Genomic DNA, 26,572 nt, shown 5'->3' with positions numbered 1-26,572 from the left:
CCATATAGGGGCCGTACCATGGTACGGAGTCAAGAGATGAGCATGACGATTTCCACACTGGCCCGATCGGCCGGGGTACATGTGGAGACGGTGCGCTATTACCAGCGGCGCGGCCTGCTCGACACGCCAGAGCGGGGCGAGGGCGTGCGCCGCTATGGTGACAGTGATGCGCGGCGGCTGGGCTTCATCCGCTCGGCGCAGGGGGCAGGCTTCACATTGGAGCAGATCGGCGAGTTGCTGCAACTGGACGCCGGACAGGACCGGGCGCGGGCGCGGGCGCTGGCGGCGGATCGGATCGCGGCGCTGGACGCTAAGATCGCCGAATTGCAGGCGGCGCGGAGCGCTCTGGAGCGGTTGGCGCGGGAATGTCATGCGAGCGAGGAAGGGCCGTGCCCGATCATCGCGGCGTTCGAGGGGTGAGAGTGGAATAACAGGCGGAGTAGAGTCTACCTACCCAAAAGCGCCGCGCCCTTCTGCCAACCGCCCTCAGCGCTTCTTGCGGCTCTTCTTCTTCGCCGGCGCCTTGGCCGCACTTGCGCAGGGCCAGGCCTTGCGGATCGCGGCGAAGACCTGGGAGGAGGCGGATTGCTGGCGGTCGATCGGGTTCTTGCCCAGATAATCGACCGTGGCTACGCGCAACTGGTTGATCGTCACGTCGCCGGGGATGCAGCTTTTCAGTTTGTTGGCCTCCCGCGTCGTGTTGAACGCATCGACCGCGCCGCTGATATAGCCGACGCATTCATAGCTTTTCTCGAAATAATCCTTGCCTTCCTTGTCGGCGGTGCAGACGGCGTAGAGGGCGTCGCCGCTGTAGAATCCGGCCTGCGCCGCGATCGGCAGGCCCGCGCCAGTGGCCAAGAGAGCGGCGTAGAGCCAATGTTGGGGCTGCATGGTCATCTCACTCCATCCCCGCGACCAGCCCGTCGATCGCGCCCTGCAATATGTAGCTGGCGGCGAGCTTGTCGACCAGTTCGTCGCGGCGGGCGCGGCTGGCGTCGGCTTCCAGCAGGGTGCGGGTGACGGCCTGGGTCGACCAGCGTTCGTCCCACAGCAGCACCGGGCAGCCCAGGTCCGCGACATTATGGGCAAAAGCGCGGCTCGACTGGCTGCGCGGGCTATTGGTGCCGTCGAGGTTCAGCGGCAGGCCGATGACGATGCCCTTCACATTCTGCTGCGTCATGAAGGCGGCCAGGCCGATCTTGTCCTTGCTGAACTTGCCGCGCGTGACGGTGTAGGCGGGGCTGGCGATCGACCATTCGGCGTCACACAGCGCCAGCCCGATCGTTTTCGTGCCGACATCCATGCCGATCAGCCGTCCGCCCTGCGGCAGCGCCGCGCGGAAGGCCGCGCGATCCGTTGTAACCAGTGTCATGGCGTTCGCCCTGCCACGTCTTCAGACAAGAGTCACTTGCCGGTGAAAGCCGCCAGTCGTTTCTGCGCATCCTCGCGCACATTGCCCCAGAAGAGGCTGTAGTCATAGACGTGGTAATTGTTGCCCGGCAGGGTGAACGGACCCATGTCGACCGGCTCGCCGATCATCAGCACGCCGCTGGTGTCGCAGCGCGCGGGGACGATGCCGGTGAGCAGCTTGGGCGGCTGGCCCTGTTCGCGCGCGTCGAGCGTGCCCTTGTTGGCGCTGGCCGGGGCCGCGCCGTTGAACGCGCCGGTGATCGGGTTGGTGCAAAGCATGTGCGTGCCCTTGCGGGGCTTGCCGGTATAGCCGGTCTTGCGTTCGAAGCTTTCGACCACGGCGGAGGGATCGGCCGGTTCGGCATAGCTTTGCCAGCTGACGATGCAATGCGCCTGGTCCTGCCGGCCGCAGGCGGGCAGGCCGAGCGCGGGCAGATCCGCCTCCACCGATACTGGCCAACCCACGGCATAGACGGCGGCGATGCGGTCGGCGACCGGCTTGCCCGCCACCTGTTCGCGCAGCAGTTGCAGCAGGTGGCGCGACCCCTGGCTATGGCCGGCCAGGATCAGCGGGCCGGTGGGATTGGCCTTCAGGAAGGCGGCGAAGGCCTGGGCCACGTCGCGATAGGCGGCGGCCAATGCCTGGTCGCCGGCCGGCTTGTCGGTCAGGAAGGCGCCATAATTGGCCTGGCGATAGCGCGGCGCCCAGACCGCGCCCGCGGCGTTGAAGGCGCTGGCCTGCCCCATCACGAAACGGCGGGCGGTGGCGTCCGCTTCCTTGTCGCCGATCCGGGCGTTCCAGTGCGCGTCGCCAAAGGTGGTGATGTAGCTGGTCGGGTGGATGAAGAAAATGGTGGCCTTCTGGCTCGTCTTGGGCGTGGTGACCCCGGCGGGAGTCCAGAGCGCGACATTATCCTTCACGATGTCGGGCCGCGCCAGCCACATATCGGCGCCGTCATAGGCGTTGGCGGGCAGCGGCTGGAGCTGGGTAAAGGCTTCGCGCGGCACCATCACCAGGCGGATGATCTGCATCCCCCATATGCGGTAAACAAGCAGCGCGGCGATCACCAGCACGACCAGGGTCGCGATGACATAGAGGAATTTGCGGGCCACCCATGCTCTCCGAAATTGTCGCCCTTGTCTGGCGCATGGGGCACGCGCGCGCAAGAGGCGCTAAAGCGGCCATGCGGGCGGAGCCTGCGAAACGCGCTTGAAGCGGACCGGCGCGGGTGGTAGCGGCGGCCCATGTCGATAGACCTTCAAACCGTGAAAAAGATCGCCAGCCTCTCGCGCATTTCGGTGACCGACGCCGAAGCCGAAGCCATGGTGCCCGAACTCAACAACATCCTTGGCTGGGTGGAGCAATTGGGCGAGGTGGACGTCACCGGCGTAGAGCCGATGACCGCCGTCATCCCCAACCACCAAAGGCTGCGCCAGGACGTCGTCACCGACGGCAATGTGCGCGACAAGGTGCTGGCCAATGCGCCGCAGGCCGAACATGGCTTTTTCGCGGTGCCCAAGGTGATCGAATAATATGAGCAATCTGACTGATCTGACGGTCGCGGAAATTCGCGACGGCTTCCGCGCGGGCGATTTTTCGGCCCGCGAAGTGGCGGAAGGCTTCAACGCCAATGTCGCCGCCGCCAAGGCGCTGAACGCCTTCATCGTGGAAACGCCGGACAAGGCGCTGGAAGCCGCCGATGCCGCGGACAAGGCGAAGGCCGCGGGCGAAACGCTGGGTGCGCTGGCCGGCGTGCCGATCGGCATGAAGGATCTGTTCTGCACCGAAGGGACGCAGACCACCGCCGCGAGCCACATGCTGGAAGGCTTCGTGCCGACCTATGAATCGACCGTGTCGGGCAAGCTGTGGGCGGCGGGCGCGGGGATGCTGGGCAAGCTGAACCTCGACCAGTTCGCGATGGGATCGTCCAACGAGACGAGCTATTATGGCAATGTGATCTCGCCCTGGCGACGCAATGACGGCGGCAATGCCGCCCTCGCGCCCGGTGGGTCTTCGGGCGGTTCGTCTTCGGCGATTGCCGCGCGGCTGTGTCCGGCGGCGACCGGCACCGACACCGGCGGATCGATCCGTCAGCCCGCCGCCTTCACCGGCATTTCGGGCATCAAGCCGACCTATGGCCGCTGCTCGCGCTGGGGCATCGTGGCCTTCGCCTCCTCGCTCGATCAGGCCGGGCCGATGGCGCGCACGGTGCGCGACAATGCGATCCTGCTGGAGACGATGGCAGGCTTCGATCCCAAGGATTCGACCAGCCTCGACCTGGCCGTGCCCCAGTGGGAAGCGGGATTGTCGAGCGACCTGCGTGGCAAGACGGTCGGTATTCCTAAGGAATATCGCCCTGATGGCCTGAACGCGGAAATTTCCGCCCTGTGGGATCGCGGCATCGCCTGGCTGAAGGATGCGGGCGCGAAGGTGGTCGACGTGTCGCTGCCGCATACCAAATATGCGCTGCCGACCTATTATATCATCGCGCCTGCCGAAGCCTCGTCCAACCTCGCCCGCTATGATGGCGTGCGCTATGGCCAGCGCGACCTGCCCGATGGCGCAGGCTTGCAGGATATGTATGCCGCCACCCGCGCCGCCGGTTTCGGGCCGGAGGTCAAGCGCCGCATCATGATCGGCACCTATGTCCTGTCGGCGGGCTTCTACGACGCCTATTATACCCAAGCGCAGAAGGTCCGGGCGCTGATCGCGCGCGATTTCGAGCTGGCGTTCGAACAATGCGACCTGCTGCTGACCCCGACCGCGCCAAGCGCGTCGTTCGCGCTGGGCGAAAAGCAGGCCGATCCGCTGGCCATGTATCTGAACGACGTCTTCACCGTGCCGGCGTCGCTGGCCGGACTGCCGGCGATGGCGGTGCCGGGCGGGCTGGACAGCCAGGGTTTGCCCATCGGCCTCCAGATCATCGGCAAGGCGCTGGACGAGCAGACGGTTCTGAACGCGGGTCTGGCGATCGAGGAACGGGCGGGCTTTACCGCGCGGGCGGACAAGTGGTGGTAAGGTCTGAGCGACGCAAGACATGATGGCATGGGGGCGAGACGATGAAGTCAGGCGGTTTCTATGAACGCAACGCGATCGTCCTCATGGAAGCGCATAATGCGCTCAATCTTGCGTTCGGTGCCATATTGAGCGCTTATGTCGGCAATTCCCTGGCCAATATCGACCATCATTCCTACAATCATGCCACCCTAGCCCGCTTCTTCATCTTGATCGCCATTTCCATCCTGGGATTGTGCGTCGGCAACACGGTCATGCTGCGGGGCGATTTCACCATGGGCGCGATGTTCGCCCTTGTCGCCCTGATCGCAGGCCTTTACGCTTTCCGTGCGGGCGGGGAATTGGGTTTCGAGGTGGTCGTCCTGCGGGTTCTCAGCGAATGCTGGATCGGCGCTTTGCTGATGAGCAACACCGTATTGACGATCATCAACTATATTAATCACCGGAACAGAAGCAGACGGAAAAAATGAGCAGCTATCGCATCCAGGGCGCAACCGGCGAGTGGGAGGTCGTGATCGGCCTGGAAGTCCATGCGCAGGTGACGTCGAACGCCAAGCTCTTCTCCGGCGCCGCCACGGCCTTCGGAGCGGAACCGAACACGCAGGTCAGCCTGGTCGATGCGGCCATGCCCGGCATGTTGCCCGTGCCCAACCAGGAGTGCATCCGCCAGGCGGTGCGCACCGGCATGGCGATCGACGCGCAGATCAACAAATGGTCGCGCTTCGACCGCAAGAATTATTTCTACGCCGATCTGCCGCAGGGCTATCAGATCAGCCAGCTCTATCACCCGATCGTGGGCGAAGGGCAGGTCGAGATCGTGCTGGACGAAAAGAACCCCGACACCAGCACCAAGGTCATCGGTGTCGAGCGCATCCATGTCGAGCAGGATGCCGGCAAGCTGATGCATGACCAGCATCCCACCAGTAGCTATGTCGACCTCAACCGGTCGGGCGTGGCGCTGATGGAAATCGTGTCGAAGCCCGACATGCGTTCACCCGCCGAAGCCGGGGCGTATCTGGCGAAGCTGCGGACGATCCTGCGCTATGTGGGTAGCTGCGACGGCAATATGGACCAGGGGTCGATGCGCGCCGACGTGAACGTGTCCGTGCGCAAGCCCGGCGAGGAATTTGGCACCCGCACGGAGACGAAGAACGTCAACTCGGTGCGCTTCGTGATGGCCGTGGTCGAGCATGAGGCGAACCGCCAGGTGGACGTGCTGGAAGCGGGCGGCAAGATCGTGCAGGAAACGCGGCTTTACGACCCGGACCGTAACGAGACGCGGTCGATGCGGTCGAAGGAGGATGCGCATGATTATCGCTACTTCCCCGATCCTGACCTGCTGCCGCTGGAACTGGACGATGCGTTTCTGGAGGCGTGCCGCGCCTCGCTGCCCGAACTGCCCGACGTCAAGCGCAAGCGGTACGAGCAGGCGCTTGGCCTGTCCGCCTATAACGCCGCGACGCTGACCGCCGACGCCGACACGGCGCGCTGGTTCGAGACGCTGGTGAGCGAGGCCGCGCGCATCCAGGGCAAGGGCGAGAGCGACGTAGCCAAGGCGTCGGCCAACTGGCTATTGTCAGAACTCTATGGCGCGCTCAATCGCCTGGGCAAGACGTTGGACACCAGCCCGGTCGGCCCGACCGACGGCGCGGAACTGCTGGCGCTGGTCGCGGACGGCACGATCAGCGGCACGATCGCCAAACAGGTGTTCGAGATCATGCTCGAAACCGGCGATAAGCCCGGCAAGATCGTCGAGGAAAAGCGGCTGAAGCAGACGTCCGACACTGGCGCGATCGAGGCGGCGGTGGCCAAGGTGTTGGCCGACAATGGCGACAAGGTCGACCAGTATCGCGGCGGCAAGGAGGCTTTGTTCGGCTTCTTCGTGGGCCAGACGATGAAGGCAATGCAGGGCAAGGCGAACCCGCAGGTCGTCAACGAACTGGTGAAGAAGGCGCTGGCGTAAGCCAGCACCTTCTTCCGCCATTTTAATTCGTGTTGAAGTTAGACAGCACCACATATCGAATTTTTTGGTTATCGGCCGCCAAGACTTTTATGCGTGCACCGCGATAGGCAATCTCTGTTGATGCTGACAAATCATATTCGGCTTCGTTGGAAAAAGCGGGCCGTGCGATGCTACCGCTACTTTCCCGATAGCCAATCTTGATGCGATCACCGACACGACCGCTATAAAGTAGGGTTTGCTGCAAATCACGATCGGAAAGGACAGGCTGTCGCGTCCTTTGAAAAGCATGTTCCGTATCGCACATCGGGCCATTGAGACCACCTGTAATTATGCAGGTTTCCTGTTTGGTCTTTGAAGCGCGTATCGACTGAGGAAAGGGCAACGGCAGGCCCAGCAAATCGCGCGCCTGCGGCAGATATCCTGCACCCTCCCGGTTCTGGGTCATGCGATAGGAATGATAGGTATTGTCCTTATCTTCGGCGATCTGCGGGTAAAATCCTTTGCTCAGGCGATAGCCTTTGATATTATTTTCTGTTGAAAAATCGATCCCATCTTCCTCAGTGTAGAAGCCTTGGCGGAGCATATCCTCACCGAGCGAAACTTGCGTTTCTTCGCCAAGTTTTGGAAAACTGATTGGCGTCCGTATGGGCGTATAGTTGGGGGCTGGCGTTGAAGCACAAGCCGACAAGAGTATAGTTGTTGCGACCAGAAAATAAGCACGCATGTTGGCCCCCCTTGTTTGGAAAATTCGGTAGTCCGTTGGTTTATAGTTCAGCGCGACGGATGTGAAAGCTACTGAATCATCCAAACACAACAATAAGAAAGGGGCGCCGCCGGGGGGACCGGCGACGCCCCTCTTTTATGTCCGGCGCCCTTGGGGAGGGATATTGCCGGAGCGGAAGGGACGGACCGGGAGGGTCTGTGGGGTGTGGCCCGTCCTTTCCTGTTCAAGACGTCACAGGACGAAGTTAACCGTCGCCCGAAATGAGATGGCGACGTGATTTTGTTGTTCTTCCGCGCCGAATTCACCGCCCACGCGGAACGTGTCGGTGCCGCCATAGAGGCGCGCGCGGCCGGTCCAGCCATTGGTGCGGTCTTCGGCGACCAGGGTGAACTGGTCGCCATCCTTGAAGGACGCGCTGGTGTCGCCCAGCGACCCGCCCACGATCTGTCGACGCCCGCCTTCCAGTTCCAGCCGGACCCAGCCATCCGCCTTGTTGAGGCTGCCGAAGTCGTAGCCTGCGGTCACTGTGCCGTTGGCGGTCAGTTCGTCGCTGGTGCGGCCCAGCACGGTCAGGTTGAACGCATCGCCGCCGCCGCTTTCGCTATAGCCATTCTCCTTGAGCCGGTAATAGTCGATGCCGACCGCGGGACGCAGGCCGAAACGGCCCATCTGCCACTGATAGGAAGCCCCGGCCGTGCCGGACAGCAGCGTGCCGTTCCAGTTGCCGTTCGCCGTGCGCACGACATCGCCGCTTTCGAAATGGCGGCTGCCGTCGAACTTGATGCGCGCGGCCGACAGGCGGGCGAAGCTGAGCAGCGGACCCCATTGGCCGCGCCAGTGCGCCGCCAGTTCGAACTGGTCGGAATCGACCGCATTGTTGGAACTGCCGCTGCTGTCGCTGCCATGGATATAGGCGAACGAGCCGCCGAACGCGCCAATGTCGCTCAGATATTCCAGGCCGCCGCCCGCGCCCCAGCCGTTGATGTCGTAGGAGGCGGTGCTGCCCACGCTTTTGGCGCTGCCAAAGGCGACCTGTTGCAGCCAGAAGCCCAGACGGCCGTCCTTGGTGCGGTAGATGCCATTGGGGTCGGACAGGATGCGGGCGGTCGCGCGCGATCCCGACGTAACGGCTTCGAAGGTGCCGCCGGCATGGTCGGGCAGCATCTGGCGCAGATTGGCGGTCAGCGTCGATCCGTCGGTCACCGCCAGATAGGCGCCGGCCACGTCGGCGTCATTGTCCAGCGCGTTGAAGATCGCCGAATAGGCGCTGGCGGTCGATCCGCTCAGGCCCAGTTCCGATACTGTCTTGGCCGCGATCGACAATGTGACGGTGCCAGCCGTGCTGTCGCCCGCGACGCTGCCCTTGAACATATAGGGCAGCAGCGTGGTGGCGCCGAGCGTCGGCGATCCGGTAAGCGATCCGGCGCGCACGATGACATAATCGCCTTCCGATCCGCCCACCTGGGTCAGGTTGACCTTCACCTGCGAGCCGGTGGCGAAGCTGGCCGCGCCGGCGACGTCATAGACGGTGTTGACGCCGGTGGCGGCGTCGATGGTGACGCCGATCGTGGAGGTGCCGCTGGCGGCGAGCGAAGCGAGCGCCACGGCGCCGCTATTGGTGGCGTTCAGCGTGCCGCCGTTCAGCACTGCCGCCATATTGCCCCCATTGCTGATCGCGCCCGTCAGCGACGAGGCGCCGCCCAGCGTCAGCGTGCCCGCGCCGCCGCCGAAATCGATGCCCCCGGTGACGGCGGCGGCGTCCGCCAGCGTCAGATTGGCATTGCCCGCGCCAAAGGCGATGTCGCCGGTCAGGCTGGACGTGCCCGACAGCGAGACGCTGTCATTCCCCGCGCCCAGGCTGAGGTCGCCGGTGATCGCGCCGGCCGATACGGTCAGCACGTCGTTACCCGATCCCATGCGGATGTCGCCGATGATGCTGGGGGCGGTGGCGGTGGAGGAGGCCAGCGCCTGAGTCACGGTGACGCCGCTGCCATTGGCGCTCAGATCGATCGCGATATTGGTCGCGCCGCCGTCGGCGGATATCGCGCCTGTATTGCTGAGGCTGGATAGGGTGCCGGACGAATCGAGAATGGCGATGGCTGTACCATCCTCGTCGCTCGACGCGCTCGCGCCGACCGTACCGCTGACCTTGATCGCATCCACCGAAGCGCCGGCGTCGATCACGATGCCGCGCGCGCTGGTGTTTTCCAGCGCCGATCCGGTGGCGCCCACCGCGCCGCTCACCTCGATCGTGCCGGTGCTGGCGCCCGATCCGAGCCGCAGCGCGGTGGCGTTGCTGTCATAGGATATCGCCGCGACCGTGCCATCGACCAAAATGCCCTTGGCGATGGTCACGTCGCCGCCCAGGCCGCCCACGACCAGGCCGTTGGCGTCTACGCCGTCATAGATGCCATAGCCGGCGATCGCGCCATTGACGATCAGGCCATAGCCTGAACTGTCGGCCGCCACCGCGCCGATCGTCGTGGGGCTGTCGGCCGCGCCGACCTGCACCGCTGCGGCCGATCCATAGGTGACGACGGACGCGGCGCCTTCGGTGCTGTCGGTCAGGCCGTCATCATCGATGTCGGTATCGTCCTCGTCATCATCGTCGCTGGCGGTCGGCGGCACGTCGAAAATGACGCCGCCGGTGACATTGCCGGCAATGACCACGGCCGATCCGCCCTGGAGCAGGTCGTCGGCGTCCAGATCGTCCGTATCGGTCGGCCGGGTGGTGCTGCGATAGCCGGTGCTGACGATCGTGCCCTGGATCTTGAGCGCGCCGTCGATATCGCCCAGCAGCGCCGCGCCGATGCTGTTGGCGCCCAACACCGACGTCGATCCACGCAACGTCACGTCGCCGGTGACGTCATTGGCCAATACGCCATGGCTGTTGTCGCCAACGACCGAAATGGCGCCGCTGGTGGACAGGTCGCCCGTCAGTGCGCCGTCCAGGCGGATGCCCGCCGACTGGTTGCCCTCGATCGTGATTGTCCCGCTATGGGCGATGTCGCCGATATGGCCTGCGCCGGACTGGATCCAGATGCCCTTCTTGTTGGCGCCTTCGGCGAACGCGCCGTCGATATCGCCATCGTCGTCTTCATCCTCTGCGCTATAGTCTTCCGTCAGCGTGATGGTGCCGCTGTTGGTGATATTGCCGGTCGTTCCCGGCGCGATCAGGATGCCGGTCACATTATCGGCGTCGTTGATGGTGATGGCGCCGGTGTTCGACACGTCATTGTCGCTGTCGACCGTGACGGCGGCGCCGCTGGTGAGCGTGATGGAGCCGGCCGAACCGATGGTGATGTCGTCGGCCGCGCCGCTGGCTATGGTGGAGGTCTTGACGGCGGTCGTGGTGGCGGTGCTGATGGTGGTCTCTGCTGCCGCGTCGGCCACGGTAAGGGCCACGAGCACGGGCGCGATCGCCGTGCAGGCCAATAGATGTCGCATGATGTCTCCTCTGCGTGTCGCGCTGTATCAAGTGCGCGCGTGCGCATGGGACGACGCCGGACCGTGGCTTCCGTCAGGCGATGCGATGAATGGTTGTTCAGAAAGCGAAATCGACCCCGACACGGATGGTGCGCGGGCGCAGCGGCGTATAATAGTCAGTGCGCAGGTCGAACGGCGTGCCCAATGAAAAGCGATTGCCATTGCTATCGAGCAGGTTGGTCAGCGACAGGGAATATTGCACGGGACCGCGCGTCAGGCTGGCGGACAGGCTGGTGTCCACATAATCGCCCTGGGTCTGACCCAATATCGGGCCGACACCCAGCCGCGACTTGCCGACATAGCGGGCCGAACCGGACAGATGGAAGCGCATGGCGTCGCCCACTTGCGCATTATAATCGACAGCGATCCGGCCGCCCAGATTGGCGACATTGGGCAGGGTCAGCGACCGGCCGTCATAGGATAGCGCGCGAATATAGTCGTTGGGCTGGGTCAGGCGACTGTCATTATAGATGATGCTGCCGTCGAGCGTGATCGCCGGGGTCGGCCGCACGACGATGCGCCCTTCGACCGTATAGATGCGCCCGTCGCCGATATTGGCCGTGGTGGGCAGGCCGATGCGGTCGGTGACGTCGGCCTGGATGTTGCGCCAGTCGGTATAGGCGATGTTGGCGCTCGCGGCGAAGAGGTCGCGGCCCGGCACGCCCTTGCGCGCGCCGATCTCCACGGTGGACACGCGGTCGTTCTGGAATCGGCGCACCCGCTGGTCGTCGACGGCCAGGCCGCCGGGGCGAAAGCCCTGCTGAAAGCGGGCGTAGAGCGTCACGTCGGGGATGGCGTCGGTCAGAATCGAGGCCGAGGGCAGGAAGATCGTTTCGCTGCGGTCGGCCTGCGCCTCCGCCCGCGCCAGTTCGCTGTCGGAAAGCGCGGCGACCGGATCGAGCGCCTCGCCCGACAGGCGGCTGTTGGTCAGGCGCCCGCCAAAGGTCGCGATCAGCCCCTTGACCGGCTCGAAGGAGGCTTCGCCGAACAGGGTCGCTTCCTTGACCATGTTGCGCACGCCGGTCGCCGGTGCGGCCATGCCGCGGCCGAACATCGCGACGCCGGGGATGATGACGGGCTGCATCTCGGCGGTGCCGAAGGAGGTGAGCGATCGATTGAGGTCGGACATGCTTTGCAGATAGGAGGCGCCCAATATCCAGCCCAGCCCATTGTCCAGGTCACGCACCAGCCGGTTTTCGGTCGTGAAGATGGCGACCTTGTTGCGCTGGCGGAACAGGGCGGGTGGCCCGCCCGGCTGGGTCGCGTCATAGCTTTCGGCCAGGACATGGCGGACATAGCCGGTGGACGACACGAAGCGGAGATTGTCCCACTGTTTCTCGATCCGCAGGTTGCCGAGCAGATAGTCCGATTGATATGGCTGGGCGACGGCGGAGGCGCGTTGCAGACGCCCGACCGACCGGGTCGCATATTGGGCGTCGTCGCCGTCTATATGCTGGTAGACGCCATTCAGGTCGATGGTCCAGTCGGCGTCGGGCGCAAAGCGCAACGCGGCGCGGCCGCCATAGGTCCGGGTGCGGTTGACGTCATCCTTGCCGCGATTGACGTCGTCGATATAGCCGCCATCCTGCACCCCATAGCCCACGACGCGCAGCGCCAGCTTCTCCGCCACGATCGGCAGGTTGAGCGTCGCACTGATGTCGCCGCCCGGATCGCCATGCTGGGTGGCGGACAGGCCGGCCGACATCTGTCCGCCATATTCGGCGAGATTCGGCGCATTGGGCATGACGCGGATGATGCCGCCCAACGATCCCGCGCCATAGAGCGTACCCTGCGGCCCCTCCAGCACCTCGACCCGGCCGACATCATAGAGCTTCAGGTCCGGGTCGGGCGCGGCATAGTTCAGGCGCATGTCGCCCAGATACTGGCCGGTGGTCGCCTGGGTCGGTCCGGCGACCCCCGAATCCGCGATGGCGCGGATGAACAGCTTGTTGCGGCCCGCGCCCGCATGGGTGGAACTCAGGCTCGCGACGCGCGCCAGCAAAGTGGCGGTGCCGCCCGCCGCCTCCGCCGCGCTGAACAGGCCGCCATCCAGCGCCTCCACCATGCCGGCATAGCGGGGCAGGGGCGTGTCGCGCTTGGAGGCGGTGACGATGATTTCTGCGGCGGGCTGTTCGGCGACCGGGGCGGCCTGGATCGGGGCGGGCGCGGCGGATGGCGAGGGGCGCACGACGCGGGCGCGCACGATGCGCCAGCCATTGTCGCCAATCCGCTGCGCCTTCGCGCCGCTGCCCTTTAGTAGCTGTTTCAGCGCGGCTTCCGCGCTCATCCGGCCCTGCACGGCGGGGGTGCGGATGCCGGCCAGCGACTGGTCCGACATGCCGATGCTGGCGCCGGTTTGACGGCCGAGCGCTATCGCCGCCTCGCCCAACCTGCCGGGGGCGATGCTGATAGCCTGTCTTTCCGCCCCGGATGCGGGCGTTGCCGTCGCTAAGACGATCGCGATTGCGGGGGCGGTGACGATAAGGAGGTCAGCTCTGCGGCCCATTCCCTTCCTTAGTCGGCCCTTCCTGCAAGAGCCAGCCATCGCCCCGCCGCACGGCGGTCAGCCCCATCAGCGGCGCGGCCTGCGCAAAGAACAGCGCCGGATCGCGGTCCAGCCGGATCGTGCCGGTAAAGCGCATCGCCCGCGCGCCCGGCGTCACGGTCAGCGTGACGCCCAGCGATCGGCCGATATCCTGGCTGATGTCGCCCACGGCGGCATTGGCATAGACCAGCCGGCCCTGGCGCCAACTGGCGACCGCGGCGGGGGCGATGTCCATGACGCGCAGGCCCTGCGCATCTTCCGCCAGCGCGCGGCCGGCGGGCAGGGCGATCGCTTCGGCCTGCGGATTGTAGATCACTTTGCCTTCGGACACGCCGATGCGGGTCGCGGCGTCGGTATGGACGATGTTGAATATCGTGCCGGCATCTTCGAACACCGTATCGCCCACGGTCACGCGGAACGGGTTGGCGGCGTCATGGCGCACGGTGAAGGCGGCCTCGCCCATATCGAGCGCGGCGAAGCGCGCGTCCTTCCGGTCAAAGCGCATCGTCGTGCCGCCATTCAGTTCGACGGTGGTGCCGTCGTCCAGTGCGATCACGCGGGTTTCGCCGGGGCGGGTGGTGACGCTGTAGATATCGCTGCGATTGAGGACCGCGATCGAGACAGTCGCAACCAGTGCGGCGGCAATCGCGCCGCCGCCGATCCAGCGCAGCGGGCGGCGCGTGCGCACGCCCGGATCGTTGGCCGCGACCGGCATTACGACGGGTTCGGGCGGCAGGATGCTGTCCAACTCGCTGTCGGCCAGCATCATCGCGTCATAGGCCGACGCATGGGCAGGATCAGCCTCCAGCCATGCGGTGAAGCCGTCCCAATCGGCAAAGTCGGGATCGCGCGTGCGGACGACCCAGCCCAGCGCTTCCTCGTTCATCATGGCTCCAGCCCCGTTTCTTTTGCGCCCCGTACTAGGGCAGACGCCGCCAGCCTGCTCATTCCGTATCCAGTGTCTGCTTGAGCGTCAGCATCGCCCGATAGGCCTTTTGCAAGTCCTTCTCCACCGTGGTCAGGCTGACCCCCAGTTCGTCGGCGATCAGGCGCTGGCCGACTCCCTCGATCCGGAAGCGGCGGAACACCATTTCGACCCGCGGCCCCAGGTCGCGCAGCACCGCGCGAGCCTGGTCGAGTTGTTCGTTGAGGACCATGCGGTCGTCGACGGCGATATCTTCGGTCGGGTCGGCCATCACGCCGCCCGCGCCCTCCGCCCAATCCTGTTCGCGCCGCTCGCGCCGGGTGGCGGAGCGATAACGGTCCAGCATCAGATTATTGGCCATGCGATAGAGATAGGGCAGCGGATCGGACACCGGGCCAAGATCCTTGGCCTCCAGCTTCATCCACATATCCTGCAACAGATCCTCGGCATCTTCGCCCGCCCCACGCGCGCGCAGAAAGCGGAGCAGGGCGGCGCGGTTGGCCATGAAGATTGCGGAGAGGCCGGTGGCCATGCCTGTGGTGGTCCAGTGTAAGCGGTTCTGGCGCGTTGCCATAGAGGGGCGGGTGGGGTCTTGGCAACGGCCAAGCTGTTTACCTGTCGGCGTCGCTGGGTTAGCGCGGACCGGCACGACAAGAGGATCGGCATGACGGATGGTGTAGACAGGGCGGCGTGTCAGGCCGCGGGGATGGACGCCAACAGGCTGGAGGCGCTGGTCGGCTTTCTGGACCGCACCTATCTGGCGACCGGCAAGCTGCCGCACATGCAATTGCTGTTGTCGCGCGACGAACGGCCGCTGGTGGCGGTGACGCGCGGCGCGGCGCGGGCGACCGGCGAACCGCTGCGCGACGACGCGCTGTTCCGCATCGCGTCGATGACCAAGCCGGTCACGTCCGTGGCCTTCATGATGCTGGTGGAGTCCGGGAGGGTCGCGCTCGATACGCCCGTCACCGACGTCATCCCCGAATTTGCCGACCTGCGCGTGGGGCAGGCCAATCGCGCCAGGCCCAAACGGGCGATGCTGATGATCGACCTGCTGCGGCATACGTCGGGCCTCACCTATGGCCTGCAACGCCAGACCCCGATCGACGCGCGCTATCGCAAGCTGGGCCTGGACGAGTTCCAGCAGAAGCGGACCTCCGACCAGTTCGTCGCGGACCTTTCCACCCTGCCGCTGGAATTTTCGCCGGGCGACCGTTGGAATTATTCGGTGTCGACCGACGTGCTGGGCGTGGTGGTGGAGCGACTGTCGGGCATGGATCTGGAGACGGTGTTCCGCACCCGCATCTTCGATCCGCTGGCCATGGTCGATACGACTTTCGTCCTGCCCGATGACAAGGCGGACCGTATGACGGACGCCTGGCGGCTGGACGAGGCGGGCGGCCTTGCCATCGCGGACATCGGCGCGCGCAGCGGCTGGCGGCGGACGGGGCGTTTCCTGTCGGGCGGCGGCGGGCTGGTCTCATCGGCGGCGGACTATCATCGCTTCGCCCGCATGTTGCTGCGCGGCGGCGAGTTGGACGGCGTGCGGCTGCTGGCGGCGGAGACGGTGGAGCAGATGCGCAGCAACCAGTTGCCGGGCGGCGGCGACCTGTCCACCATGTCCAGCGCGATGTTCAGCGAAGCGGATTATCAGGACGTCGGCTTTGGCCTGGGCTTCGCCATGGGCATGGAAAGCCAGGAATATTATTGGGGCGGCGTCTTTTCGACCTATTTCTGGATCGATCCCCTCGCACGGCTGATCGGCATTTTCATGACCCAGCATCTGCCATCCAGCACCTATCCGGTGCGCGCCGAACTGCGCGTCGGCGTGGCAGGGGCGGTTCTACGGCGATAACGGCGCAAGGTTCCAGCGAAAACGGCTGAAAACAGCCGATATTTCTTGCTGCGCTGCAAAAATGTGCATGGCGCGGCGCGGGGGGCTGTGTCATCATCGGGTCCGACTCAGCGAAGGGGGACCGCGCCTGTGAATCTCAAGGGCCAGACCAAGCTTCCCATACCCGCACCGCGGCAGGTGGACCCGGAAGTCCTGGCCCATGAAATTGTCGAGCGCCTGACCTATCGCATCGGCAAGAATGCTGCCGCGGCCAAGCCGCATGACTGGCTCCACGCCGTCATCCTGGCGATCCGTGATCGGGTGATCGACGCCTGGATCACCTCGACCCAGAAAACCTATGAGGAAGAAGGACGGCGGGTTTATTATCTGTCCCTGGAATTTCTGATCGGCCGGCTGATGCGCGATGCGGCGTCCAACATGGAAATGCTGGATGACATGCAGGCGGCGCTTGCCTCTCTGGGGGTCGATATCGACATCATCGCCGCGCTGGAACCGGACGCGGCGCTGGGCAATGGCGGGCTGGGGCGGCTGGCGGCCTGCTTCATGGAAAGCATGGCGACAGTCGACGTGCCGGCCTATGGCTATGGCATCCGCTATGTGAACGGCATGTTCCGGCAGGAGATCAGCGACGGCTGGCAGGTCGAACTGCCAGAAAACTGGCTGGCGCACGGCAATCCGTGGGAGTTTGAGCGGCGCGAGGCGAGTTACGAGATCGGCTTTGGCGGACGGGTCGATCCGGCCGAGGGCGAGGATGCCGGGCCGCACCAGATGCGCTGGCGGCCGGCCGAGCGCGTCATCGCCACCCCCTATGACACGCCGATCGCGGGCTGGCGCGGCAAGCGCATCAATACGCTGCGCCTCTGGGAAGCGCAGCCTATCGATCCTATCCTGCTCGACAAGTTCAATGCCGGCGACCATATGGGCGCTCTGGCCGAGAGCAACCGGGCGGAATCGCTGACCCGCGTCCTTTATCCCGCCGACAGTTCCGCGGCAGGACAGGAATTGCGGCTGCGGCAGGAATATTTCTTCTCCTCCGCGTCGTTGCAGGACATCGTCCGGCGGCACATCCAATATTTCGGCACCATCCTGACCCTGCCGGACAAGGCGGCGATTCAGCTCAACGACACCCATCCCGCGGTGGCGGTGGCGGAGCTGATGCGCATCCTGCTGGACGATCATGGCGTCGATTTCGCCGAGGCGTGGGACATCACCCGGCGCACCTTCAGCTACACCAACCATACGTTGCTGCCTGAAGCGCTGGAAAGCTGGCCGGTGCCGCTGTTCGAGCGATTACTGCCCCGCCACATGCAGATCGTCTATGCGATCAACAGCCGCCTGCTGGGGGAGGCCCGGCGATCCGGGCAGTTCACCGACGATGCGATCGGCACGATATCGCTGATCGACGAAGGCGGCGACCGGCGCGTGCGCATGGGCAACCTCGCCTTCGCCGGGTCGCACAGCGTCAATGGCGTGTCGGCGCTGCATACCGATCTGATGAAGGTCACGGTCTTTGCCGACCTGCACACACTCTATCCCACGCGGATCAACAACAAGACCAACGGCGTCACTTTCCGCCGCTGGCTGATGCAGTGCAATCCAGGTCTGACCGGCCTCATCCGCGAGGCGATCGGCGACCGTTTCCTGGACGACGCGCAAGCGCTGCGCGATCTGGACGGATTTGCCGACGACCGCGGGTTCCAGGAGAAGTTCCTGGCGGTGAAGCGCGCCAACAAGGCCGCCCTGTCGGACCTGCTGCGCAAGCGGTTCAACGCCCGGATCGACCCTGCGGCCCTGTTCGACATCCAGATCAAGCGCATCCACGAATATAAGCGGCAGTTGCTCAACATCGTGGAAGCCGTGTCGCTCTACGACCAGATCCGGTCGCACCCGGAAAAGGACTGGGTGCCGCGGGTCAAGCTGTTTGGCGGCAAGGCGGCGTCCAGCTATCATAATGCGAAGCTCATCATCAAACTGGCGGGTGACGTCGCCCGCGCGGTTAATCACGACCCGGCGGTCCAGGGGCTGCTCAAGCTGCAATTCGTGCCCAATTATAATGTGTCCATGGCGGAGGTGATGATCCCAGCCGCCGACCTTTCCGAACAGATTTCGACTGCGGGCATGGAAGCGTCCGGCACCGGCAACATGAAGTTCGCGGTCAATGGCGCGCTGACCATCGGCACGCTGGACGGCGCCAATGTCGAAATGCGCGATCATGTGGGCGCGGATAATATCATCATCTTCGGCCTGACGGCGCAGGAGGTGAACGACCAGCGCGCCAGCGGCTATGTCCCGCGCGATGTGATCGGTCAGAGCCGCGAACTGGGGCAGGCGCTCGATGCGATCGCCAGCGGCGTCTTTTCGCCCGACGACCCGGACCGCTACAAGGGGTTGGTGCAGGGATTATATGATCATGACTGGTTCATGGTCGCGGCCGATTTCGACAGCTATTCCGCGGCCCAGCGGCAGGTCGATGCGCTCTGGATGGACCAGTCGCTCTGGGCGAAGAAGGCCATTCACAATGTCGCGCGCATGGGATGGTTCTCGTCCGACCGCACGATCCGCGAATATGCGGCCGACATCTGGAAGATCACGTCATGAGCGTAAGCGAGGGATAGGGTGGCGTTGACGCCGGAACAGATCGACCGGCTGGTCACGGGCCTTGACGACGATCCCTTCGCCACGCTTGGCGTGCATCCGGCGAACAAGGATTTCACCGCCTGCGTCTTGATGCCCGAAGCGGTCAGCGTGACGGCGCAGACGCTGGACCGCAAACCGGTCGGCGATCTGGCGCAGGTCCATGGCGACGGGCTGTTCTTCGGCAAGGTCGCGATCCGCAAGCGCCAGCCGCTGCGCTATGTCGCCACCTTTGGGGATGGCGGCAGCTATGCGTTGGTCGATCCTTATGGCTTCGGGCCGGTGCTGGGGCCGATGGACGATCATTATCTGGCGCAAGGATCGCACGGCCGCCTGTTCGACAAGTTGGGCGCCCATTTCATGACTCATGAGGGGGTCGAGGGCACGCATTTCGCGGTCTGGGCGCCCAATGCGCGGCGCGTGTCGGTGGTGGGCGACTTCAACCGCTGGGATGGGCGGCGCGGTCTGATGCGTCGTCGCGTCGATGCGGGCCTGTGGGAGATTTTCCTGCCCGAAGTTGGGCCTGGCAGCGCGTACAAGTTCGAAATCATCGGCGCGGACGGCGTGCGCCTGCCGCTCAAGGCCGATCCCTATGCCTTCCAGAGCGAATTGCGGCCCTCCACCGCATCGATCGTCGCGCCGCCGCTGGATCACAAATGGGGCGACGACCGGCATCGCCAACATTGGCGCACCACCGACGCGCGTCGTCAGCCCGTGTCGATCTACGAAGTCCATGCCGGGTCATGGCAGCGCGACGACGCGGGCGATTTTCTCAGTTGGGACGAACTGGCCAACCGCCTGATCCCCTATGTCGTCGGCATGGGCTTCACCCATATCGAATTTCTGCCGATCAGCGAATATCCCTATGATCCCAGTTGGGGATATCAGACGCTGGGCCTGTATGCGCCGACTGCGCGGTTCGGCGATCCGGCGGGGTTCGCGCGCTTTGTGGACGGGGCGCATCGGGCGGGGGTCGGCGTCATTCTCGACTGGGTGCCGGCGCATTTCCCGACCGACGAACATGGGCTGGCGCATTTCGACGGGACAGCGCTCTACGAACATGCCGACCCGCGCAAGGGGTTCCACCCCGACTGGAACACCGCCATCTATAATTTCGGCAGGCGCGAAGTATCGCAATATCTGGTCAACAATGCGCTGTTCTGGGCCGAACGCTATCATGTCGATGGCCTGCGCGTCGACGCGGTCGCCTCGATGCTCTACCTCGATTATTCGCGCAAGCCCGGCGAATGGGTGCCCAACGACCATGGCGGCCGGGAAAATGTGGAGGCGGTGGCCTTCCTTCAGCAGATGAACAAGGCGCTGTATGGCGCGCAGCCCGGCATCGTGACCATTGCGGAGGAATCGACCAGCTGGCCCGGCGTGTCGAAACCTGTCCACACCGGCGGGCTGGGCTTCGGCTTCAAATGGAATATGGGCTTCATGCATGACACGCTGCGCTATCTGCAGCGCGACCCGGTGCATCGCGCCCATCATCATGACGATATCACCTTCGGTCTGCTCTACGCCTTTACCGAAAATTTCGTGCTCGCGCTGAGCCATGACGAGGTGGTGCATGGCAAGGCCTCGCTGTTGCACAAGATGCCGGGCGACGATGCCCAGAAATTTGCGACGCTGCGGGCCTATTATGGCTTTATGTGGGGCTATCCCGGCAAGAAGCTGCTGTTCATGGGGCAGGAATTCGCCCAGCGCGACGAATGGAGCGAGGAGCGCCCGCTCGACTGGGATCTGCTCGACCATGGCCCGCATCTGGGCGTGCAGCGGCTGGTGAGCGATCTCAACCATCTCTACCGCTCCCGCCCGGCGCTGCATGAGCGCGATTGTGAGCCGGAAGGGTTCGAATGGGTGCTGGTGGATGGCGCGGCGGATTCGATCTTCGCCTGGCAACGGCGCGCGCCCGGCGTCCGGCCGATCGTCATCATCAGCCATTTCACCCCGATGCTCCGCCATGGCTATCGCATACGCCTGCCGTCGGGCGGGCGCTGGCGGGAAATAGTGAACAGCGACGCGGCCGATTATGGCGGCGGCGGCGCGGGCAATATGGGACAGGTGCAGGCGGACGAGGAAGGATGGGCGAACATCACCATCCCGCCCTTTGCAACCTTGATGCTGGAATTGGATTATTGAACACGGACGGCGCGTGCAGGCAGTCATGTGCAGGCGATAGCGGGCAACGCAAGGAGAGGCTTAATGCAGACGAGACATCAGCCGATCGCGCGTGACGCCATGGCCTATGTGCTGGCCGGTGGACGTGGCAGCCGGTTGGCGGAACTGACCGACAAGCGCGCGAAACCCGCCGTCCATTTCGGCGGCAAGGCGCGGATCATCGATTTCGCTTTGTCCAATGCGCTCAACAGCGGCATCCGCCGCATCGGCGTTGCGACCCAATATAAGGCCCATTCGCTGATCCGGCATCTGCAACGCGGCTGGAACTTCCTGCGCCCTGAACGCAATGAAAGCTTCGACATCTTGCCCGCCAGCCAGCGCGTGTCGGAAAGCCAGTGGTATGAAGGCACCGCCGATGCGGTGTTCCAGAATATCGATATCATCGAAAGCTATGCGCCCGAATATATGGTGCTGCTGGCCGGCGACCATGTCTACAAGATGGACTATGAGCTGATGCTGCAACAGCATGTCGACAGTGGCGCGGACGTCACCGTCGGATGCCTGGAGGTGCCACGGATGGAGGCGGTCGGCTTTGGCGTCATGCATGTCGATGAGAAGGACGTCATCACCGACTTCATCGAAAAGCCCAAAAACCCGCCGGGCATTCCCGGCCAGCCGGACATGGCGCTGGCGTCGATGGGCATCTACGTCTTCCAGACCAAATTCCTGATCGAACAGCTTCGCCGCGACGCCGATGATCCAAAGAGTAAGCGCGATTTCGGCGGCGACATCATCCCCTATATCGTCAAGCATGGTAAAGCGGTGGCGCATCGCTTCTCCAGCAGCTGCGTCCGCGCCGAAAGCGAGCTGGAGCCTTACTGGCGCGATGTCGGCACGATCGACGCCTATTGGCAGGCGAGCGTCGACCTGACCGACGTAGTGCCCAGCCTGGACCTCTATGATCGCAGCTGGCCGCTCTGGACCTATTCGGAAGTCACGCCGCCGGCCAAGTTCGTCCATAACGAAGATGGTCGCCGGGGTTCGGCCACATCCTCGCTAGTGGCGGGCGGGTGTATCGTGTCCGGCTCCTCGCTGCATCGCAGCCTGCTGTTTTCGGGGGTGCGCACCCACAGCTTCTCGTCGGTGACGGAAAGCGTCATCATGCCCGATTGCGAGATCGGGCGCGGGGCGCGGCTGCATAAATGCGTGCTCGACTCCGGGATCATCATCCCGCCGGGGCTCATCATCGGCGAACATCCCGAAGAGGATGCGCAGCGTTTCCGCCGCACCGACAGCGGCATATGCCTGGTGACGCAGCCGATGATCGACCGGCTGGTCGCCTGACCCGCGCCATGACGATCAAGCTGCTGTCGGTCGCATCCGAAATCTATCCGCTGATCAAGACCGGGGGGCTGGCCGATGTCGCGGGCGCGCTGCCCGGCGCGCTGGCGGGGCAGGGGGTGCAGGTGCGCACGCTGGTGCCCGGCTATCCCGCCGTCATCGCGCGACTGGGCAAGGCGAAGGCGGTGCGCCGCTACGACGCCCTGTTCGGCGCGCGCGCCAGCGTGCTGGCCGCGACGGTCGATGGCTTGGATTTGCTGGTGCTGGACGCGCCGGACTTTTTCGCGCGCGAAGGTGGCCCCTATGGCGATCATGGCGGCAATGACTGGAACGACAATTGGCGGCGCTTCGCCGCGCTGTCGCGCGCAGGGGCGGACATCGCGGCGGACGGGGTGAAGGGCTGGCGGCCCGACATCGTCCATGTCCATGACTGGCAGGCGGCGATGACCGCCGCCTATATGCGTTTCGGCCCGGCGGCGCAGGTGCCCAAGGTCGTGACGATCCACAATTTGGCCTTTCAGGGGCGATATAGCGCGGGCATCTTCCCCGACCTTGGTCTGCCGCCCGAAGCCTGGGGCGTGGACGGCGTCGAATATTATGGCGGCACCGGCTATCTGAAAGCGGGCCTTGTTTCGGCCGACGCGATCACCACGGTCAGCCCAACCTATGCACAGGAAATCCGGTCCGCGGTCCATGGCATGGGGCTGGATGGCCTGATCAACGGCCGGGTCGACCGGCTGCACGGCATATTGAATGGCGTCGATACCGACATCTGGAACCCGGCGACCGACGGCCTGATCGCCAAGCCGTACAGCGCGCGCGCACTGGGCGGCCGGGCGGCGAACCGCCGCGCGCTCGAACGGCGCTTTGGGCTGGACCATGACGGCGCGCCGATCTGCATCATCGTCAGTCGCCTGACATGGCAGAAGGGCATGGACATGATGATCGACGCGGCCGAACATCTGGTCGCGATGGGCGGCAAGCTGGCCGTGCTGGGATCGGGCGATCATCCGCTGGAAGGCGCGCTGCTGGGCGCGGCGGACCGGCATCGGGGGCGGATCGGCGTGCAGATCGGCTATGACGAGCCGCTGTCGCACCTGATGCAGGCGGGTGGCGACGCTATATTGATCCCCTCGCGCTTCGAACCGTGCGGCCTGACCCAGTTGTATGCGCTACGCTATGGCTGCGTGCCGGTGGTGGCGCGGGTCGGTGGGCTGGCGGACACGGTGATCGACGCCAATGAGGCCGCGGTGGGCGCAGGCGCGGCGACGGGCATCGTCTTCATGCCGTCCGATCCGCTGGCGCTGCATGGCGCGATCAACCGGCTGATCGAGCTGCACGGCGACAAGCTGGCGTGGCAGGCGATGCAGCGCGCCGGAATGCGCGCCGACTTCTCCTGGTGCCATAGCGCGGCGAAATATGCCGACCTTTATCGTGCGCTGATGGCGGAGGCGGCGTGAAGCCGGGCGTGTTGGTGGGGCCAAGCGGCACCCGTTTTTGCGTCTGGTCCCCCGACGCGGCCCAATTGTGGCTTTGCCTGTTCGATAGCGACGATCGCGAGGTCCGCCTGCCGATGCTGCGCGATGCGGACGGCTGCTGGCATGGCGAGGCCGCAGGCGTCGGCGCGGGCGCGCGCTATGGCTTGCGCGCCGATGGCCCCTATGATCCCGGCGCGGGCCTGTGGTTCGATCCCGACAAGCTGCTGCTCGATCCCTATGCGCCGGCGATCGACCGGGCGTTCCATTATGATCCGGCGCTGGGCGCGCGGCGTGGGCAGGGGGGCGACACCGCGCCGCTGGTGCCCAAGGGCGTCGTGGCGGCGGCCGTCGAGCCGCCGCCTCCGGAACCGCCCCGCTTCGCGTCAGGCGGGCTGATCTACGAAGTGCAGGTGCGCGGCTTCACCATGCTGCATCCCGATGTGCCGGAAGCGCAGCGCGGCACCATCGCCGCGCTCGCCCATCCGGCGGTGATCGCGCATCTCCAAAGCCTGCATGTGTCGGCGATCGAGCTGATGCCGATCAATGCCTGGATCGACGAGCGGCATCTGGGGCCGCTCGGCCTCACCAACGCCTGGGGCTATAATCCGGTCAGCTATTTCGCGATCGATCCGCGGTTGGCGCCGGGCGGCATGGCGGAGTTGCGTGGAGCCGTGGCGGCGCTGCATCAGGCCGGGATCGGCGTGATCCTCGACATGGTCTATAATCATGACGGCGAAAGCGACTGCCAAGGGCCGACCCTGTCGCTGCGCGGGCTGGATGCGCGCGGTTATTTCCGCCATGAAGCCGATGGGCGGCTGGTCAACGACACCGGCACGGGTAACAGTATCGCCTGCAACGCGCCGGTTGCGCGCCGCCTGATCCTCGATTCGCTGCGCTACTTCGTGGCGCAGGCCGGGATCGACGGTTTCCGTTTCGACCTTGGCCCTGCGCTGGGGCGGATGGCGGACGGCTTCGATCCCCACGCTCCGCTGCTAGATGAGATGCGCGCAGATCCATTGCTGGCGGACCGCATAATGATCGCCGAACCCTGGGACATCGGGCCGGGCGGCTATCAACTGGGTAATTTCGGCGAGGGGTGGCTGGAATGGAATGACCGTTATCGCGACGACATGCGTCGTTTCTGGCGCGGCGATGGGGGAACGCTGGGGGCATTCGCGACGCGGTTGGCTGGGTCATCAGACATTTTCAGCGATGGCGCGACCCGCAGCGTCAATTTCCTGGCGGCCCATGACGGCTTCACCCTGGCCGACCTGACCGCCTATGAACAGCGGCGCAACGACGCCAATGGCGAGCAGAATCGCGATGGCCATGGCGAGAATTTCAGCTGGAATAATGGCGTGGAGGGACCGAGCGACGACCCGGCGGTGCAGGCCGCGCGGATCCGCGACGGCAAGGCGCTGCTGTCCACTTTGTTCGCATCACGCGGTATGATCATGCTGACCGCAGGTGACGAGTTTGGCCGCAGCCAGCACGGCAACAACAACGCCTATGCGCAGGATAATGCGATCGGATGGATCGATTGGGACGGGCGCAATCGCGATCTGGAGGCGCATAGCTTCGCGCTGGCGGCGCTGCGAGCGCAGCTGCCCGATCTGCGCGGCGTGGTGCTATTGTCCGACGCTGACGTCGAATGGCTGGACGAAGATGGGCGGGCGCTGACCGTCGGCCAGTGGGAAGACCCCTCACGCCGCCGCCTGACGCTGCGCTATCGCGCGAGCGGGGTCGCGATCTGCGTCAATGGCGCCGCGCAACCCTGCCGCTTCCATTTGCCCGATGATGCGGTCGAAGTGGCGGCGCGCGCGGTGGCGATCAGGCGACCGGCACGCTGAACAGGTCCGGTCGCCGCAGCCGCAACGCCATCAGCGTGATCGCCAGTTTGCCGTCGCCGATCCGCTTGTCGGCGAACCGCGTCCAAAGATCGTCCAGCGGCAGTTCGTGGACGGTGATATGTTCCTGCTCCTCGGCCAGCCCGCCGCCCGCGGCGATACGGTCCTCCGCGCGATATTCGGCCAGATAATAGTCGATCTTCTCGGTCACGACGCTGGGAATGCTCCAGATTTGTCCGAGATGAAAGAGATCGCCCAGCCGGACGCCCGCTTCCTCCAGCGCCTCGCGCCGGGCGCAATTGGCGGGTTCATCCTCCAATATGCCGGCGATCGGCTCCAGCATGTCGGGCAATCCCGCCAGCATGACCGGGGTGCGCGGCATCGACACGACCAGCGCGACCCGGCGATCGGGATCATAGGGCAATATGGCGACGGCGCGGCGCATCTCCACGACATGCCGATCGAACGCCGCGCCATCGGGTGCTCGCATCGCCACCAGCAGCAGGTTGAGCCAGCCCTGATAGATCGGTGTTGTCGAAAGGATGATGGTCATCGGCGCGCTCCGGTTCCGCCTCGCCTTAATACAGCGGCGGCAGGGCGCCAATGAAGATGCGCCCATCACGGGAAATGGTGAGTCCAGCTGGGTTCGAACCAGCGACCTACTGATTAAAAGTCAGTTGCTCTACCGACTGAGCTATGGACCCCCGAAGCGGTGGAGGCTGCCCTAAAGGCGGCGGGGCGGATGGTCAACACTTTGGCGCGGCTTTTTGCAGTCGCGCATGAAGATGGCGGACGGTGATCGCCAGATGCGGGTCGCGCCAGTCCGGTGCCACCGCCAGCAGCGGGGTCAGGACGAAGCTGCGGGTGCGATAGGCGGCATGGGGTATGGTCAGCGTCCGGCTGCGCCATCGGCCGCCCGACCAGAGGATGATGTCGATATCGAGGCTGCGCGCGCCCCAGCGGCGATAGCGGCGGCGGCCCAGCCTGTTTTCTATGCGCTGAAGCATTGCCAGCATCGCGGGCGGGGACAGCGCGCTTTCGACCAGAATCGCACTATTGGCGAAGCGGCGGGCCGATGGGCCGAGCGGCGGGGTGGAGAGCGTGGGCGCGATGCGCAGCACCCGCGCCTGTTCGCCGATCAGCGCTATCGCCTCCGCCAGCAGCCGCGCGGGCGCGCGGCGGGCGGACAGCGGCCGGTTCGATCCCAGCGCCAGCACATAGAGT

The 26,572-nt window shown here is 65.0% G+C and carries 21 protein-coding genes and 1 tRNA gene; 11 read left to right on the top strand and 11 right to left on the bottom strand.

Going from position 1 to position 26,572, the window contains the following annotated elements; all coding sequences use genetic code 11:
• Nucleotides 1-36 precede the first annotated feature (36 nt).
• Entirely contained in the window at nt 37-420 is a 384-nt protein-coding gene (locus tag sphantq_RS01415) for a MerR family transcriptional regulator (protein ID WP_066603103.1), read from the top strand.
• A gap of 66 nt (nt 421-486) precedes the next feature.
• On the opposite strand, the gene sphantq_RS01410 is transcribed toward sphantq_RS01415, so the two are convergent.
• Genes sphantq_RS01410 through sphantq_RS01400 form a run of 3 tightly spaced genes read right to left on the bottom strand, consistent with a single transcriptional unit; the run spans nt 487 to nt 2,523 of the window.
• Complete coding sequence (locus sphantq_RS01410) at nt 487-897, bottom strand: Rap1a/Tai family immunity protein (protein WP_272799387.1); 411 nt, start codon at nt 895-897, stop codon at nt 487-489.
• 1 nt (nt 898) lies between these two features.
• Nucleotides 899-1,372: a Holliday junction resolvase RuvX gene (gene ruvX, locus sphantq_RS01405; protein ID WP_066603098.1), complete on the bottom strand. Its 474-nt coding sequence runs from the start codon at nt 1,370-1,372 to the stop codon at nt 899-901.
• Between the two features lie 32 nt (nt 1,373-1,404).
• Nucleotides 1,405-2,523: a DUF3089 domain-containing protein gene (locus sphantq_RS01400; RefSeq protein ID WP_272799386.1), complete on the bottom strand. Its 1,119-nt coding sequence runs from the start codon at nt 2,521-2,523 to the stop codon at nt 1,405-1,407.
• Nucleotides 2,524-2,655: 132 nt separating this feature from the next.
• Here sphantq_RS01400 and gatC point away from each other — a divergent pair, with 132 nt between their 5' ends.
• The 4 genes from gatC to gatB are packed head-to-tail and all read left to right on the top strand — an operon-like array spanning nt 2,656 to nt 6,389.
• Nucleotides 2,656-2,943: an Asp-tRNA(Asn)/Glu-tRNA(Gln) amidotransferase subunit GatC gene (gene gatC / locus sphantq_RS01395; protein ID WP_066603089.1), complete on the top strand. Its 288-nt coding sequence runs from the start codon at nt 2,656-2,658 to the stop codon at nt 2,941-2,943.
• A gap of 1 nt (nt 2,944) precedes the next feature.
• Nucleotides 2,945-4,429: an Asp-tRNA(Asn)/Glu-tRNA(Gln) amidotransferase subunit GatA gene (gene gatA / locus sphantq_RS01390; RefSeq protein ID WP_272799385.1), complete on the top strand. Its 1,485-nt coding sequence runs from the start codon at nt 2,945-2,947 to the stop codon at nt 4,427-4,429.
• Nucleotides 4,430-4,470: 41 nt separating this feature from the next.
• Nucleotides 4,471-4,896 (top strand): hypothetical protein, encoded by a 426-nt coding sequence (locus tag sphantq_RS01385; RefSeq protein WP_129926317.1) that lies wholly within the window; start codon nt 4,471-4,473, stop codon nt 4,894-4,896.
• Complete coding sequence (gatB, locus tag sphantq_RS01380) at nt 4,893-6,389, top strand: Asp-tRNA(Asn)/Glu-tRNA(Gln) amidotransferase subunit GatB (protein ID WP_272799384.1); 1,497 nt, start codon at nt 4,893-4,895, stop codon at nt 6,387-6,389. The genes sphantq_RS01385 and gatB overlap by 4 nt, the downstream gene beginning before the upstream one ends.
• A 22-nt stretch (nt 6,390-6,411) precedes the next feature.
• On the opposite strand, the gene sphantq_RS01375 is transcribed toward gatB, so the two are convergent.
• From sphantq_RS01375 to sphantq_RS01355, 5 genes are all read right to left on the bottom strand, one after another.
• On the bottom strand, nt 6,412-7,113 hold the full coding sequence (locus tag sphantq_RS01375) for a hypothetical protein (RefSeq protein WP_272799383.1): 702 nt from the start codon (nt 7,111-7,113) through the stop codon (nt 6,412-6,414).
• A gap of 231 nt (nt 7,114-7,344) precedes the next feature.
• Nucleotides 7,345-10,560, bottom strand: a complete 3,216-nt coding sequence (locus sphantq_RS01370; protein WP_272799382.1) for an autotransporter outer membrane beta-barrel domain-containing protein — start codon at nt 10,558-10,560, stop codon at nt 7,345-7,347.
• 97 nt (nt 10,561-10,657) lie between these two features.
• Nucleotides 10,658-13,105, bottom strand: coding sequence for a TonB-dependent receptor domain-containing protein (locus tag sphantq_RS01365; RefSeq protein ID WP_272799381.1), 2,448 nt, complete (start codon nt 13,103-13,105; stop codon nt 10,658-10,660).
• Nucleotides 13,089-14,033, bottom strand: coding sequence for a FecR family protein (locus sphantq_RS01360; protein WP_272799380.1), 945 nt, complete (start codon nt 14,031-14,033; stop codon nt 13,089-13,091). Before sphantq_RS01360 ends, sphantq_RS01365 begins: the two co-directional genes overlap by 17 nt.
• 55 nt (nt 14,034-14,088) lie before the next feature.
• Nucleotides 14,089-14,601: an RNA polymerase sigma factor gene (locus sphantq_RS01355; RefSeq protein WP_066603067.1), complete on the bottom strand. Its 513-nt coding sequence runs from the start codon at nt 14,599-14,601 to the stop codon at nt 14,089-14,091.
• Nucleotides 14,602-14,733: 132 nt separating this feature from the next.
• On the opposite strand from sphantq_RS01355, the gene sphantq_RS01350 reads away from it, so the two are divergent.
• The 6 genes from sphantq_RS01350 to glgX all read left to right on the top strand — a co-directional run bounded on the left by sphantq_RS01350 (nt 14,734) and on the right by glgX (nt 25,351).
• Nucleotides 14,734-15,924: a serine hydrolase domain-containing protein gene (locus tag sphantq_RS01350; protein ID WP_066603064.1), complete on the top strand. Its 1,191-nt coding sequence runs from the start codon at nt 14,734-14,736 to the stop codon at nt 15,922-15,924.
• Nucleotides 15,925-16,053: 129 nt separating this feature from the next.
• Nucleotides 16,054-18,522: a glycogen/starch/alpha-glucan phosphorylase gene (locus sphantq_RS01345; protein WP_272799379.1), complete on the top strand. Its 2,469-nt coding sequence runs from the start codon at nt 16,054-16,056 to the stop codon at nt 18,520-18,522.
• A gap of 18 nt (nt 18,523-18,540) precedes the next feature.
• A complete protein-coding gene (gene glgB, locus sphantq_RS01340; RefSeq protein ID WP_066603062.1) occupies nt 18,541-20,703 on the top strand; it encodes a 1,4-alpha-glucan branching protein GlgB in 2,163 nt (720 codons plus the stop codon).
• 63 nt (nt 20,704-20,766) lie between these two features.
• Nucleotides 20,767-22,026, top strand: coding sequence for a glucose-1-phosphate adenylyltransferase (gene glgC / locus sphantq_RS01335; RefSeq protein ID WP_066603060.1), 1,260 nt, complete (start codon nt 20,767-20,769; stop codon nt 22,024-22,026).
• An 8-nt stretch (nt 22,027-22,034) separates the two neighbouring features.
• On the top strand, nt 22,035-23,483 hold the full coding sequence (gene glgA / locus sphantq_RS01330; RefSeq protein WP_272800154.1) for a glycogen synthase GlgA: 1,449 nt from the start codon (nt 22,035-22,037) through the stop codon (nt 23,481-23,483).
• On the top strand, nt 23,480-25,351 hold the full coding sequence (glgX, locus tag sphantq_RS01325; protein WP_244884363.1) for a glycogen debranching protein GlgX: 1,872 nt from the start codon (nt 23,480-23,482) through the stop codon (nt 25,349-25,351). Before glgA ends, glgX begins: the two co-directional genes overlap by 4 nt.
• Here the strand turns inward: glgX and sphantq_RS01320 are convergent.
• From sphantq_RS01320 to folK, 3 genes are all read right to left on the bottom strand, one after another.
• Nucleotides 25,332-25,901, bottom strand: coding sequence for an NUDIX domain-containing protein (locus sphantq_RS01320; protein ID WP_066603053.1), 570 nt, complete (start codon nt 25,899-25,901; stop codon nt 25,332-25,334). The two genes, glgX and sphantq_RS01320, sit on opposite strands and share 20 nt — an antisense overlap.
• A gap of 75 nt (nt 25,902-25,976) precedes the next feature.
• Nucleotides 25,977-26,052: transfer RNA gene (locus tag sphantq_RS01315), tRNA-Lys, on the bottom strand.
• Between the two features lie 42 nt (nt 26,053-26,094).
• Nucleotides 26,095-26,565, bottom strand: coding sequence for a 2-amino-4-hydroxy-6-hydroxymethyldihydropteridine diphosphokinase (gene folK, locus sphantq_RS01310; RefSeq protein WP_244884362.1), 471 nt, complete (start codon nt 26,563-26,565; stop codon nt 26,095-26,097).
• Between the last annotated feature and the right edge of the window lie 7 nt (nt 26,566-26,572).

Origin of the sequence: Sphingobium sp. AntQ-1 (assembly GCF_028538045.1) — a bacterium.
In the GTDB taxonomy this organism is placed as follows: Bacteria; Pseudomonadota; Alphaproteobacteria; order Sphingomonadales; family Sphingomonadaceae; genus Sphingobium; species Sphingobium cupriresistens.
This window is presented reverse-complemented; position numbering and strand designations above follow the sequence as displayed.

Excerpts from the sequence above, each read along its gene's own strand:
- sphantq_RS01370 (WP_272799382.1), bottom strand. The coding sequence starts at position 10,560 with ATGCGACATCTATTGGCCTGCACGGCGATCGCGCCCGTGCTCGTGGCC.
- sphantq_RS01375 (WP_272799383.1), bottom strand. The coding sequence starts at position 7,113 with ATGCGTGCTTATTTTCTGGTCGCAACAACTATACTCTTGTCGGCTTGT.
- gatA (WP_272799385.1), top strand. The coding sequence starts at position 2,945 with ATGAGCAATCTGACTGATCTGACGGTCGCGGAAATTCGCGACGGCTTC.
- sphantq_RS01385 (WP_129926317.1), top strand. The coding sequence starts at position 4,471 with ATGAAGTCAGGCGGTTTCTATGAACGCAACGCGATCGTCCTCATGGAA.
- sphantq_RS01320 (WP_066603053.1), bottom strand. The coding sequence starts at position 25,901 with ATGACCATCATCCTTTCGACAACACCGATCTATCAGGGCTGGCTCAAC.
- sphantq_RS01415 (WP_066603103.1), top strand. The coding sequence starts at position 37 with ATGAGCATGACGATTTCCACACTGGCCCGATCGGCCGGGGTACATGTG.
- sphantq_RS01360 (WP_272799380.1), bottom strand. The coding sequence starts at position 14,033 with ATGATGAACGAGGAAGCGCTGGGCTGGGTCGTCCGCACGCGCGATCCC.
- sphantq_RS01410 (WP_272799387.1), bottom strand. The coding sequence starts at position 897 with ATGACCATGCAGCCCCAACATTGGCTCTACGCCGCTCTCTTGGCCACT.
- gatB (WP_272799384.1), top strand. The coding sequence starts at position 4,893 with ATGAGCAGCTATCGCATCCAGGGCGCAACCGGCGAGTGGGAGGTCGTG.
- gatC (WP_066603089.1), top strand. The coding sequence starts at position 2,656 with ATGTCGATAGACCTTCAAACCGTGAAAAAGATCGCCAGCCTCTCGCGC.
- sphantq_RS01355 (WP_066603067.1), bottom strand. The coding sequence starts at position 14,601 with ATGGCCACCGGCCTCTCCGCAATCTTCATGGCCAACCGCGCCGCCCTG.
- sphantq_RS01365 (WP_272799381.1), bottom strand. The coding sequence starts at position 13,105 with ATGGGCCGCAGAGCTGACCTCCTTATCGTCACCGCCCCCGCAATCGCG.
- glgC (WP_066603060.1), top strand. The coding sequence starts at position 20,767 with ATGCAGACGAGACATCAGCCGATCGCGCGTGACGCCATGGCCTATGTG.
- ruvX (WP_066603098.1), bottom strand. The coding sequence starts at position 1,372 with ATGACACTGGTTACAACGGATCGCGCGGCCTTCCGCGCGGCGCTGCCG.
- glgA (WP_272800154.1), top strand. The coding sequence starts at position 22,035 with ATGACGATCAAGCTGCTGTCGGTCGCATCCGAAATCTATCCGCTGATC.
- sphantq_RS01350 (WP_066603064.1), top strand. The coding sequence starts at position 14,734 with ATGACGGATGGTGTAGACAGGGCGGCGTGTCAGGCCGCGGGGATGGAC.